The organism is Amaricoccus macauensis (genome assembly GCF_014201905.1).
Classification (GTDB): Bacteria; Pseudomonadota; Alphaproteobacteria; order Rhodobacterales; family Rhodobacteraceae; genus Amaricoccus; species Amaricoccus macauensis.
The window spans coordinates 775,553-788,218 of the sequence record NZ_JACHFM010000001.1 but is presented as its reverse complement, the minus strand read 5'-3'; the positions used below and the strand labels follow the sequence as shown (position 1 = coordinate 788,218).

General features: G+C 68.8%; 12 protein-coding genes. All 12 read left to right on the top strand.

Annotation, left to right across the window (positions count from 1 at the left end; all coding sequences use genetic code 11):
* Window positions 1-40: 40 nt before the first annotated feature.
* The 12 genes from HNP73_RS03845 to HNP73_RS03790 all read left to right on the top strand — a co-directional run bounded on the left by HNP73_RS03845 (window position 41) and on the right by HNP73_RS03790 (window position 12,644).
* A complete protein-coding gene (locus tag HNP73_RS03845) occupies window positions 41-1,042 on the top strand; it encodes an ABC transporter substrate-binding protein (protein ID WP_184147279.1) in 1,002 nt (333 codons plus the stop codon).
* A gap of 111 nt (window positions 1,043-1,153) precedes the next feature.
* Complete coding sequence (locus tag HNP73_RS03840) at window positions 1,154-2,215, top strand: ABC transporter permease subunit (RefSeq protein WP_184147277.1); 1,062 nt, start codon at window positions 1,154-1,156, stop codon at window positions 2,213-2,215.
* A complete protein-coding gene (locus HNP73_RS03835) occupies window positions 2,208-2,948 on the top strand; it encodes an ATP-binding cassette domain-containing protein (RefSeq protein WP_184147275.1) in 741 nt (246 codons plus the stop codon). The genes HNP73_RS03840 and HNP73_RS03835 overlap by 8 nt, the downstream gene beginning before the upstream one ends.
* A 1-nt stretch (window position 2,949) precedes the next feature.
* The gene (locus tag HNP73_RS03830; RefSeq protein ID WP_184147273.1) at window positions 2,950-3,681 is read left to right on the top strand and encodes an SDR family oxidoreductase; all 732 of its coding nucleotides are present in this window, start codon (window positions 2,950-2,952) and stop codon (window positions 3,679-3,681) included.
* Window positions 3,682-3,933: 252 nt separating this feature from the next.
* Window positions 3,934-5,616 carry a GMC family oxidoreductase gene (locus HNP73_RS03825; protein WP_184147271.1) on the top strand — a complete coding sequence of 561 codons (1,683 nt, stop codon included), beginning with the start codon at window positions 3,934-3,936 and terminating at the stop codon, window positions 5,614-5,616.
* 198 nt (window positions 5,617-5,814) lie between these two features.
* Window positions 5,815-6,084, top strand: a complete 270-nt coding sequence (gene rpsO / locus HNP73_RS03820) for a 30S ribosomal protein S15 (protein ID WP_184147269.1) — start codon at window positions 5,815-5,817, stop codon at window positions 6,082-6,084.
* Window positions 6,085-6,292: 208 nt separating this feature from the next.
* On the top strand, window positions 6,293-8,428 hold the full coding sequence (gene pnp, locus HNP73_RS03815) for a polyribonucleotide nucleotidyltransferase (RefSeq protein ID WP_184147267.1): 2,136 nt from the start codon (window positions 6,293-6,295) through the stop codon (window positions 8,426-8,428).
* A 298-nt stretch (window positions 8,429-8,726) separates the two neighbouring features.
* On the top strand, window positions 8,727-9,053 hold the full coding sequence (locus HNP73_RS03810) for a tryptophan synthase subunit beta (protein WP_184147265.1): 327 nt from the start codon (window positions 8,727-8,729) through the stop codon (window positions 9,051-9,053).
* Window positions 9,054-9,229: 176 nt separating this feature from the next.
* Window positions 9,230-9,439: a cold-shock protein gene (locus tag HNP73_RS03805; protein ID WP_184147263.1), complete on the top strand. Its 210-nt coding sequence runs from the start codon at window positions 9,230-9,232 to the stop codon at window positions 9,437-9,439.
* Window positions 9,440-9,598: 159 nt separating this feature from the next.
* Entirely contained in the window at window positions 9,599-10,744 is a 1,146-nt protein-coding gene (locus tag HNP73_RS03800; protein ID WP_343063195.1) for a multidrug effflux MFS transporter, read from the top strand.
* Window positions 10,734-11,657, top strand: a complete 924-nt coding sequence (locus tag HNP73_RS03795) for a DMT family transporter (protein ID WP_184147259.1) — start codon at window positions 10,734-10,736, stop codon at window positions 11,655-11,657. The genes HNP73_RS03800 and HNP73_RS03795 overlap by 11 nt, the downstream gene beginning before the upstream one ends.
* A gap of 87 nt (window positions 11,658-11,744) precedes the next feature.
* A complete protein-coding gene (locus HNP73_RS03790; RefSeq protein ID WP_184147257.1) occupies window positions 11,745-12,644 on the top strand; it encodes a sugar kinase in 900 nt (299 codons plus the stop codon).
* The last annotated feature ends 22 nt before the right edge of the window (window positions 12,645-12,666 follow it).

Genomic DNA, 12,666 nt, shown 5'->3' with positions numbered 1-12,666 from the left:
GCGTCGGCACCAAGCCAAGGCGCTCCCCAGGGGAGGAAACATGCACCGCCGTTCCATTCTCAAGACCGTCGCCGCGTCGGGCCTTGCGCTCGCGATCGGCCTCGGCACCCTCGTCGCGTCACCCGCGCAGGCGCAGGACAAGAAGTTCACGATTGCCCTAATCCCGGGCCTCACCACTGACGCGTTCTACATCACGATGCGCAAGGGCGCGGAGGCTGCGGCCGAGGCGCTCGGCGCCGAGCTCGTGTTCCAGGGCGCGCCGGAGTTCAACGCGGTGCTTCAGGTGCCGGTGCTCGACGCGGTCATCGCGCGCAAGCCCGACGCGATCCTGATCGCGCCCACCGACAAGACCCAGCTGATCCAGCCGCTGAAGAAGGCGGCCGATGCCGGGATCCCGGTCATCACCGTCGATACCTTCATTGGTGACGGCAAGTACCAGACCGGCTCCGGCGACGCGGACTTCCCGCTCGCCTACATCGCGTCCGACAACGTGCTCGGCGGCCGGATGGCGGCGCACGCGCTCGCGCAGGCGATCGGCGGCGAGGGCAAGGTCTACGTCTCGAACGTGAAGCCGGGTGTTTCGACCACCGACCAGCGCGAGGAAGGCTTCAAGGAAGAGATGGCCGAGCACTACCCGAACGTGCAGGTGCTCGAGACCCAGTTCAACGACGACGACGCCAACAAGGCGGCGAGCCAGCTTCAGGCGGTCTTCGCCCGCAATCCCGACCTGAAGGGCGTGTTCGGCGCGAACCTGTTCTCCGCGCTCGGCGCCGGCAACGGCGTGCAGCAGGCGGGCCAGACCGGCAAGGTCCGCGTCGTCGCGTTCGACGCGCCGACCTCGATCGTCGATAACATCAACACTGGCCTCGTCGACGTGGCGATTGCCCAGCATCCAGCGGAAATCGGCTACTACGGCGTCGTCTCGGCCTTCGCGCACCTGACCGGGCATTCGATCCCGACGGCGATCGGCACCGGCTTCACCGTCATCGACAAGGCGAACGTCGCCGACCCGGAAGTCGCGAAGTACATCTACTCCGACTGAGTGCGCTAACCGACGTGTCCGGCGTCTGCCCCCTCGGGCGCCGGATCGCCCGCCGCCGCTTTCCGCGCGGCCGCCTCGCGGGCGGTCGGCGCTCCCCAGGGAACCTGCCGCATGTCAACGCCCACCGAAGCCAGCCCCGACTCCGGTCATGGCAAACCCCAGGCTGACCACGCCGATCAGGCGCGCACCCTCGTCCAGCACGTCGCCGATCTGCGGGCGTGGCTGTTCCTTGCCGCGCTCGTCGTCGGCTTCGAGTTCTGGGCGCGCGTGTCCTTCGGGGGCACGTTCATCCTCAACACCTTCAACCTCCAGTCGATCGCCATCTTCGCGGTGGCGCCGCTCCTGCTCGCGACCGGCCAGACCTTCGTCATCATCTCGGGCGGCATTGACCTGTCGCTCGGGTTCATCATGGGACTCGCCGCGGTGGTCGCGGCGCACACGATCAACGCGGTGACACCGGGGGCCGGGCTTCTCGTCGGGGTGCTCGCGGGATTTCTCGCGGGCGTCGCGATCGCCTGCATTCCGGGCATGATCAACGGGCTGCTGGTCTCGCGGCTGAAGGTGCCGCCGTTCATCGGGACGCTCGGCATGTTCGGCGTCGCGCGCGGCACCGCGTTCCTGCTGGCCGGCGGCACCACGGTGCCGGTGTCGAACAACCTCTTCGCGATGATCGGCAACGGCCGGATCTGGGGCATCCCCTACATCGTGATCATCACCGCCGTCTTCATGCTGGTGATGCACTACGTGCTCAGCCAGACGAAGTTCGGCCAGCACAACTATGCGATCGGCGCCAACGTCCAGGCGGCACGGCGCGCGGGCATCGACGTGAAGGGCCACCTCTTCCGGCTCTACGTGCTGTCCGCGGCCTGCGCCGGTCTCGCGGGCGTGCTCTACTCCGCCCGCTTCAACGCCGGAGCCGCGCAGGCGGGCGAGCCCCTGCTGCTCGACTGCGTCGCCGCGGTCGTCATCGGCGGCGCGAGCCTCTTCGGCGGGTCGGGCACCATCCTCGGCACGATCGCCGGTGCCCTCGTGATCGCCGTCATCCAGTACGGGCTGGTCTTCGTGAACGTCGAACCGTTCTGGCAGTTCATCTCGGTCGGTGTCGTCATCATCATCTCGGTGCTGATCGATCAGGCGCAGCGCCGCTTCGCGGGAGGCCGGGTCGATGAGTGAGACCCTTCTCGAGGTCCGCAACCTCTCGAAGCACTTCGGCGCCATCCGCGCGCTCGACAACTTCGACATGACGATCCACCGCGGCGAGGTGGTGGCGCTCGCCGGTGACAACGGCGCCGGCAAGACGACGATGATCAAGACGATCTCCGGCGTCTTCAGGCCGACCTCGGGCGAGGTGATCCTGCGGGGCGAGCCGGTCAGCTTCTCGACGCCGCAGGAGGCGCGCGACAAGGGGATCGAGACGATTTATCAGGACCTCGCGCTGGCCGACAACCTGTCGATCGGCGCCAACATCTTCCTCGGGCGCGAGCCGATGACGAAGAAGTGGGGCTTCCTGCCGGTGCTCGACCGCAAGACGATGCGCGAGGCGGCGCGCGAGACCATGGCGCTGCTCGACTTCCACGTCTCGCGGCTCGACGCGCCGGTCTCGAACTTCTCCGGCGGCCAGCGCCAGGCGGTGGCGATCGGGCGGGCGGTGCACTGGAACGCGCAAATCCTCATCATGGACGAGCCGACCGCGGCGCTGGGCGTGCCCGAGCAGCGCAAGGTGCTCTCGCTCATCCGCCAGCTCAAGGCGCAGGGGCGGGGGATCATCTTCATCTCGCACAACCTTCAGGACATCTTCGCGGTCTCCGACCGCATCATCGTCATGCGCCGGGGCATCAAGGCCGGCGAGCGCGCCATATCCGAGACCACCCACGACGAGGTGGTGAAGCTGATGATCGGAGGCTGAAATGCCGGACAAGCCCCTCAAGGGGAAAACCGCGCTCGTCACCGGGGCAAGCTCGGGCATCGGTCGCGCCACCGCCCTCGCCCTCGCGGCGGCGGGCGTGCGCGTGGCGCTGGTCGCCCGCTCGCGCGACCGGCTCGAGTCCGTCGCGATGAAGGCCGGCGGCGGCGCGGTCGTGGTGCCTGCCGACCTGACACAGAAGGGCGAGGCCGAGGCCGCCGTCGAGAAGGCGCGGGCGGCACTCGGGCAGATCGACATCCTCTTCGCCAACGCCGGGCTCTACATTCCCGGTGACGTGGTGGATGGCGACCCGGACAAGTGGGACGAGCTGCTGACGGTGAACGTGAACGCGGTCTTCCGCATGGTGCGCGCCGTGTTGCCGGAGATGGTCGAGAGAGAGGACGGCGACATCATCGTCACGTCCTCGGTCTCCGGTCATCAGGCGATCCAGTGGGAACCGATCTATTCCGCTTCGAAGCACGCCATCCAGTCGTTCGTCCACGGCCTGCGCCGGCAGGTCGGCCCGGCGAACGTCCGGGTCGGCGCGGTGGCGCCCGGCGTGGTGCTGAACGAGCTCTGGGGCTACTCGGACCCGGCGACCGTCGACGCGAAGGTCGCGAGTCGCGAGGGACTGCGCTCGGAGGATATCGCCGACGCGGTGCTCTTCATGCTGACGCGCCCGGCGAACGTGACGATCCGTGATCTGGTGATCCTGCCGTCGAACCAGGACATCTGAGGACGCCGGAGGTGGCCTTGCCGACGACCGAAGCGAGGGCGACAGCCCTCGCGAGTTCCGGCCCGACAAGCCGCGGCACTGCCTCGGCCGGGCCGCGGGCCGGAGCGGACGCGCGGAGGCCCGCAGGCGCAAGGATTTCTGCGGCCGGATTGGCACCCTGCCAAATCCGGCTGATGTCACCGTCTCGACCGGCGTCTCGACCGGCGCCCGGCCGGGGCTTTCGGCCGTCGCGGAGAAGGGGATGAACCGCCCATGACCCCCTCCCAGCCACCCGCCGATCCCTACGACTTCCTCATCGTCGGCGCCGGCGCTGCCGGTTGCGTGCTGGCGAACCGCCTTTCCGCCGATCCCGCGACCCGGGTTGCCCTGGTCGAGGCTGGACCGGACCGCAACGCCCGGCGTGCCATCGTGCGGATGCCGCTTGCCATGGTGAGCTTCATGGCGCCCTCGCTCGCGTTCCTCGGCGGCCCGCGCTTCATGTCGTGGTTCGGGACCGAGCCGGAGCCGGGCCTTCAGGGCCGCTCGATCGCGCTGCCGCGCGGGCAGGGGACGGGCGGTTCCACCAACGTCAACGGCCAGATCTTCGTGCGCGGCCAGCGAGAGGACTTCGACGGCTGGCGCGACCTCGGCAACCCGGGCTGGGGCTACGACGACCTGCTGCCGTACTTCCGCAAGCTCGAACGCTTCGAGCCGCTGGCTGATCCGGCCTCGGCCCGGCGCATCCGTGGCCTCGGGCCGTTCGATCCGGCATTCCACGGCATCGACGGGCCGCTGAACCTCGCGCCACCGCGCAGCGTCAACCCGATGGCGGGCGTCTTCCTCGACGCCGCGCGCCGCGCTGGCCTGCCGTTCAACCCGGACTTCAACGGGGCCGAACAGGCGGGCGTCGGCTACTACAGCTTCACGCAGGCCGGCGGCGAGCGGGTGACCGCCGAAGGCGCCTACCTCGATCCGGTGCGCAGCCGCCCGAACCTGACGGTGATCCCCGAGACGCAGGTGACCGGCCTCGTCATGGACGAACGCCGCGCCACCGGCGTCACTTGGCGGCGCGGCGGCGACACGGGAACTCTCGCCGCGCGCGAGGTGATCCTCGCCGCCGGCGCCTTCGCCTCGCCACAGCTCCTGCTCCTCGCCGGGATCGGCCCGGCGCGCGATCTCTCCCGCCTCGGCATCGCGCCCCGGCTCGACCTGCCCGGGGTCGGCGGGAACCTGCAGGATCACCTGGACGTGACCCTCGAGTACCGGGCGAAGACCGCCGTTCCCTACGGCGTCTCGTGGCGGGCGCTGCCGCGAAACGCGCTCCATGTGGGCGACTGGCTCCTGCGCCGCCGCGGCCTTTTCGCCTCGACCACCGCCGAGACCGGCGGCTTCGTCTCCACCGATCCCGCGAGCCCGCGCCCGGACATCCAGCTCTTCTTCTGCTCCGGTCGGGCCAACACTCAGGAGGCGTCGGGTTTCACCGGCCATGGCTTCCTGCTTCACGTCTGCGAGCTTCGGCCCGGCAGCATCGGCCGCGTGGCGCTGAAAAGCCCCGACCCGGACGTGAAGCCCTCGATCCTCTACAACTTCTTTCGCGGCGCCAGTGACATGGCGACGCTGCGCGCCGGCATCCGGCTCGCGCGCCAGATCGCCGCGCAGGCGCCCTTCGCCCGTCATCTCGACGCCGAGATCGATCCCGGGCCGGAGGCCGAGACCGATGGCGCGCTCGACGCCTTCATCCGCGAGAAGGTGGGCACGCTCTTCCATCCGGTGGGAACCTGCGCCATGGGTACCGGCGAGACCGCCGTCACCGATCCCGCCAGCCTGCGCGTCCACGGCGCCACCGGCCTTCGCGTCGTCGACGCCTCGATCATGCCGGCGATCGTCTCGGGCAACACCGTCGCCGCCACCTACTGCCTCGCGGAGAAGGCGTCCGACCTGATCCTCGCGGACTGAGGCGCTTCCGGCGGTCCGGGAGTTTCTCGGCGGACGAGACGGGGCGCTCTTCCCAAAGACACGCAAAACGTCTATATGCCACGCGCCGGCTGGGCTTTGTCCCGGCCGGTCCGTCTTTTCATGACCCTGCTGGACGACATCCCGGCTGGTGCCACCGATCGGACGGTTTTCCCATGTTCGCTAGAAAAGGAACATCCGATGTCGATCACGCCCGACGTGAAAGAGCAGCTCATCAAGGACTACGCCACCAAGGCCGGCGACACCGGGTCGCCCGAGGTGCAGGTCGCGATCCTGACGAGCCGCATCACCACGCTGACCGAGCATTTCAAGGCCCACAAGAAGGACAACCACTCCCGTCGTGGTCTCCTGAAGATGGTGTCGCAGCGCCGCAAGCTGCTCGACTACGTCAAGAAGAAGGACGAAGCGCGCTATCAGTCGCTGATCGCCCGCCTCGGTATCCGCCGCTGACCTGAGACGGCGCGCCCCTTTTCGGGCGCGCCTTTTTGCATCCGGCGCATGGCTGGCGCGCCGACGACCCGAAGCCGCCAATGTCCGCAGGGCCCCTCCGACCCCGAGGGAACGCCCCTATCCGAGAAGCAACGGGGTCCGCGGGAATCTCCCCCGCGTTGCACGGCCCGGGCCAGGGGGTCCGCCGGCCGAGACGTAAGGAAGCGATATGTTCAACGAAACCAGGAAGTCGATCGAGTGGGGGCATGACACGCTCACGCTCGAAACGGGGAAGTTTGCGCGCCAGGCTGATGCCTCCGTGCTCGCCACCTATGGCGAGACCAGCGTTCTCGCCACCGTTGTCTACGAGAAGAAGGCCAAGCCCGGCCAGGACTTCTTCCCGCTGACCGTACACTACCAGGAAAAGACCTACTCCGCGGGCAAGATCCCCGGCGGCTTCTTCAAGCGCGAGGCCCGTCCCTCCGAGAAGGAGACCCTGACCTCGCGGCTGATCGACCGCCCGATCCGCCCGCTGTTCGTCGAGGGCTTCAAGAACGAAGTCCAGGTCATCGCCACCGTCCTCTCCTACGACATGGAGAATGACCCCGACATCGTGGCGCTGATCGCGGCCTCCGCCGCGCTCACGCTGTCCGGCGCGCCGTTCATGGGCCCGATCGGCGCGGCCCGCGTCGGCTTCGTCGATGGCTCCTACGTGCTGAACCCGGCCGTCGACGACATGGAGAAGCTCCGCGACAACCCGGAGCAGCGCCTTGATCTCGTGGTCGCGGGCACCAAGGACGCGGTCATGATGGTCGAGTCCGAGGCCTATGAGCTGTCCGAGGCCGAGATGCTCGGCGCGGTGAAGTTCGGCCACGAGCAGATGCAGCCGGTGATCGACCTCATCATCGAGCTTGCCGAAGTCGCGGCCAAGGAGCCCTTCGCCTTCCAGCCGGCCGACACCACCGCGCTCTACGAGAAGGCCAAGGCCGTCGGCGGCGACGCGATGCGCGCGGCCTTCGGCATCCGCGACAAGCTCGAGCGCCAGGCCGCGGTCTCGGCCGCGAAGGCGACGATCAAGGCCGGCCTCTCCGAGGAGGAGCAGGCGGATCCGGCACTCGACGGCGTCATCAAGAAGCTCGAGTCCGACGTGGTCCGCGGCGACGTGCTCGACCACGGCCGCCGCATCGACGGCCGCGATCTCGTGACCGTGCGCCCGATCGTCTCCGAGGTCGGCGTCCTGCCCCGCACCCACGGCTCCTCGCTCTTCACCCGCGGCGAGACCCAGGCGCTGGTGGTGACCACGCTCGGCACCGGTGACGACGAGCAGATGATCGACGCGCTGCACGGCACGTACCGCTCCAACTTCCTGCTGCACTACAACTTCCCGCCGTACTCGGTGGGCGAGACCGGCCGGATGGGCTCCCCGGGCCGCCGCGAGATCGGCCACGGCAAGCTCGCATGGCGCGCGCTGCAGGCGGTGCTGCCGGCGGCGACCGACTTCCCCTACACGATCCGCGTCGTCTCCGAGATCACCGAGTCGAACGGCTCGTCGTCGATGGCGACGGTCTGCGGCTCGTCGCTCTCGATGATGGACGGTGGCGTGCCGCTGAAGGCACCGGTCGCCGGCGTCGCCATGGGCCTCATCCTCGAGGGTGAGCGCTTCGCGGTGCTGACCGACATCCTCGGCGACGAGGATCACCTCGGCGACATGGACTTCAAGGTCGCCGGCACGGCGAACGGCATCACCTCGCTGCAGATGGACATCAAGGTTGCCGGCATCACGCCCGCGATCATGGAGCAGGCCCTCGCCCAGGCGAAGGACGGCCGGATGCACATCCTCGGCGAGATGGCCAACGCCCTCACCGCCGGCCGGACCGAGTTCTCCGCCCACGCGCCCCGCATCGAGACCATGCAGATCGCCGTCGACAAGATCCGCGAAGTCATCGGCTCGGGCGGCAAGGTGATCCGCTCGATCGTCGAGGAGTCCGGCGCCAAGGTCGACATCAACGACGACGGCACCATCAAGATCGCCTCGGCCAACGCCGCGGCGATCGAGAAGGCCCGCGAGCTCATCGGCGCCATCGTCGACGAGCCCGAGGTCGGCAAGATCTACACCGGCAAGGTGGTGAAGATCATGGACTTCGGCGCGTTCGTGAACTTCTTCGGCAAGCGTGACGGCCTCGTGCACGTCAGCCAGCTGTCGAGCGACCGCGTGAGCCACCCGAAGGAAGTGGTCCAGGAGGGCCAGACCGTGAAGGTGAAGCTCATGGGCTTCGACGAGCGCGGCAAGGTCCGCCTCTCCATGAAGGTCGTCGATCAGGAGACCGGCAAGGAGAAGACCGAGGAGAACGCCGCGGCCGAGTGATCCTCACCGCCCGGCAGACCTGCAAGGCCCCGCCCCCGGCGGGGCCTTTGTTGTTGACGGCAGCGCCTTCAGACCACAACAAGCCCGCTTGCCGCAGCACGGAGCACAGCAAGGAGCGAGGGGCGTTGACGTGGGGTGCGACCCATCGGCCGGAGCAATGCCGGCGCGGCGGAAGGGTCACGCACACTTCACGATTTGGTCGTCGGTCCGTGAGAGAGCTTGATGATGAACGTCGATCGTATCACCTTCGGACCCAAAGGGGGCGAAGCTTAGAGGCGTGGTAAAGGACAAGCGACGGTTGCACCGTCAGTTCGAGGCTCTGGCGCGGGCGATGCCCGTCACCAGGCCGGTGACTGAACGCCTTCTCAAGGACGGCATGCGGATCATCCGGCTGCCGGCCGCGTTCTTGCTTATCCTCGGTGGCTGCTTCTCGTTCCTTCCGGTGCTCGGCATCTGGATGCTTCCCCTCGGCGTCATGCTGCTCGCCGTCGACGTGCCGCTCATCCGGCCGACCGTCGCCAACAACTCGATTCGCAGCCGGCGCCGGCTCAGCGTCTTCTGGCGCGAGCGCATCCGCCGGCGCCGGCGCCTCGCGGCCGATCGCCGACAGCGCGAACAGGACTGACGGGCGAAGTCCCACGACTCGGCTTGTTCTCTGAGCCGAGTTGACGTATGCGCGACCGCGGTAGTGTTGCCCCTTCGATCTGCTCCACGTCTGACGACGGGTCGGCCTCTCGATCCTGGTACGACCCTACCCGAGCCGCCGCACTCTCGCGGGCGGGCGTTGCCAAGGAGTCTTGAATGGCGACCGGAACGGTGAAGTGGTTCAACGCGACCAAGGGCTATGGCTTTGTCCAGCCCGATGCGGGCGGCAAGGACATATTCCTGCACGTGTCCGCTCTGGAGCGCGCGGGCCTCAGCTCGATCGCCGACGGCCAGAAGATCAACTACGAGCTTGAGACCGGCCGCGACGGCCGCAGCTCGGCGGGGTCGATCACGCTGGTTCGGTGAACGTGCAGGGCGCCTGAGGCGCCCGGCATGCGCGCCCGGCGGCTCCGATCGGAGCGCGCCGGGCTTTCTGTTTCCGGATGAAGGCGAAGTCGAATGCAGGCGAGGGATCGCGCTCGCGGGGTCTGGCTGGACCGGCGGACACCACCGAATATTGTGACGGTGGTCTTGATTACGGGCATTGCGGCCCTCAGCCTCAACGTCATCCTGCCGTCGTTGCCGAGCATCGCCGAGGATTTTGATGCCGACTACGCTGTGGTTGCCACGGCGGTGTCGGGCTATCTCGCGCTGACGGGGATCCTGCAGCTTGTGCTCGGGCCGCTCTCCGACCGATATGGCCGCCGCCCGGTGCTGCTCATCACCGGCGCGATCTTTCTCGTGGCGACCGCGGGGTGCCTGTTCGCGCCGAACATCGCCATCTTTCTCGCCTGCCGCATGGCCCAGTCCGCCGTCGCCTCCGGCCTCGTTCTCAGCCGGGCGATCGTGCGCGACATGGTGCCGCCACGCGAGGCGGCAAGCCTGCTCGGCTATGTCACCATGGGCATGTCGATCGTGCCGATGATCGGGCCGATGGTGGGCGGTATCCTTGACGAGACCTTCGGCTGGCGCTCGGTCTTTCTCTTCAGTCTGGTCTCCGGCGCGGCGGTGCTTGCGCTGGTCTGGGCCGATCTCGGCGAGACCAACGCCCGCCCGAGCGAGAGCCTCGTGGACCAGTTCCGACAGTACCCGACGCTGCTCGGCTCGCGGCCGTTCTGGGGCTACGCGCTGACCGCGTCCTTCGGGTCGGGGGTGTTCTATGCGTTCCTCGGCGGCGCGCCATGGGTTGCCAGCGAAATCCTCGGGATGTCGCCGTCCGAGCTCGGGTTCTACTTCGGCATGCCCGCGGTCGGCTATCTCGTCGGCAACTTCCTCTCCGGGCGCTATGCCAGCCGCGTCGGCCTCACGGGCATGATGCTGGTGGGCGGCATCATCACGGCGCTGGCCGTGGCGATCGTCGCGGGCCTGTTTCTCGCCGGCATCGCCGGGCCGCTCGGGTTCTTCTCGGCGATGGCGCTCACCGGCGTCGGCAACGGCCTCGTGCTGCCCTCGGCCAACGCCGGTGTCGTCTCGGTGAAGCCCGACCTCGCGGGTTCGGCCTCCGGTCTCGCCGGCTGCCTGATGATCGGTGGCGGCGCGGTGCTCTCGGTGGCGGCGGGTGCTCTCGTCGGCTCCAGCGCCGGGGCGCTGGGGCTCGCCTGGCTCATGCTGGCGAGCGCGGTGCTCTCGGTCATCGCAACCCTCGACCTGCGGCGCGGCAATGCGCTCTGACAACGCCCGTGGCGCGGCCTTCATGGTGATCGCCAGCGTCGCCTTCGCGACGGGCGACGCCTTCATGAAGTCGCTGGCCGACGACATGACGATCTATCAGGCGATCTTCGTGCGCGGCATCTTCGCGACGATCGCTGTCGGGCTCATCGGCTGGCGCCGGGGCGATCTCGGCCTCGGCCTCGGGATTGCGGCCGTCGACCGGACCCGCGTCGGCCTGCGGGTCTTCGGCGAGATCGGCAGTGCGATCTGCTATCTGACGGCGCTCTTCCACATGCCGATGGCCAACGCCAGCGCCATCCTGCAAAGCCTTCCGCTCGCCGTCACGCTTGCCGCGGCGCTGTTCTTTCGCGAGCCCGTGGGCTGGCGGCGCTACATTGCGATCGGCATCGGCTTCTTCGGCGTCATGCTGATCCTGCGGCCCGGACCGGACGGGTTCGATACTCCGGCACTCTGGGCGATCGCGTCCATCGCCTTCATCGTGCTGCGCGACCTCAGCACCCGCCGCATCTCGTCGGGCACCTCGGCCATGACGGTGGTGTTCGCGACCTCGCTGGCGGTCACGCTCTCCGCCGGGGGTCTGGTGCTCGTCACCGGGTGGCGGCCGCTGGTCCTTTCCGATCTCGGGGTGCTGGTCTGCGCCGGGAGCGCGCTGCTCATCGGCTACGTGTTCAGCGTCGATGCCATGCGCACCGGCGAGATCGGCTTCGTGCAGCCGTTCCGCTATACTCTGCTGCTCTGGTCGCTCTTCCTCGGTGTCGTGGTGTTCGGCGAGCGGCCGGACTGGATCATGCTGCTTGGAACCGCGATCGTGGTGGCAACCGGTCTGTTCACGCTGCACCGGGAACAGGTCACGGCGCGCCGGATACGCAATGCTTCCCTCACGGACGAGCGGCAGGAGCGGGACGCGGCCTGAGCCGGGTGCCCGCCGGGAGCGGTCTCGGGCTGGCGGTTGGCGGCGGACGCCGGTAGGACTCGGGAAACGGTTTGGGGGGAAAGCCGCATGACCAAGGTCGCCTGCATCGGGGAGTGCATGGTCGAAGTGGCGATGCCCCGCCCGGGCGCGGAGCGCGGACGGGTGGACTTCGCCGGTGACACCTTCAACACCGCGGTCTACCTGAAGCGCCTCGCGCCGTCGGCCGAAGTCGCCTACGTCACCGCCCTCGGCACCGATCCGGTCAGCGACCAGATGGCCGCGACCTTTGCCGCCGAGGGGCTCGGCACCGACCTCATCGAGCGCCGCGAGGGGCGCGCTCCCGGCCTCTACGCCATCAGCCTCGATGCAAGCGGCGAGCGCAGCTTCACCTACTGGCGCGACCAGTCGGCGGCGCGCACCCTGTTCCATGCCCCCGCCGAGGTGACGCCCGCCGCGCTCCGCGACTTCGATCTCGTCTATCTCTCCGGCATCACCGTGGCGATCCTCGCGGCCGACGCCCGCGCCGCCCTCAAGGATGCGCTGCACCGGGTGCGCGTGAACGGCGGCTCGGTGGCGTTCGATTCGAACTACCGACCGCGCCTCTGGCCGGATCAGGCGACCGCTCGCGCCGAGATCACCGCGTTCTGGAACCTCGCCGACGTGGGCCTGCCCTCGCTCGATGACGAACTCGCGCTCTACGGTGAAGCTTGCGAGGCCGAGGTCCGCTCGCGTCTCGTCAGCGGCGGCGTCCGTCGCGGCGCCCTGAAGCGCGGCGACGCCGGCCCGATCCCGATCGGCCCCGCCGGCACGCTGCCGCCCTTCGCCCGCGCTGCCCGGGTCGTCGACACCACCGCGGCCGGCGACAGCTTCAACGGCGGTTATCTCGCGGCCTACATCCACGGCGAAGATGAAGCCGCCTGCCTCGCCGCCGGCCACGCGATGGCATCGGAAGTCGTGGGCCACCCCGGCGCGATCATCCCGCGCTGAAGCCGGTCTCAGATCGGCCGCC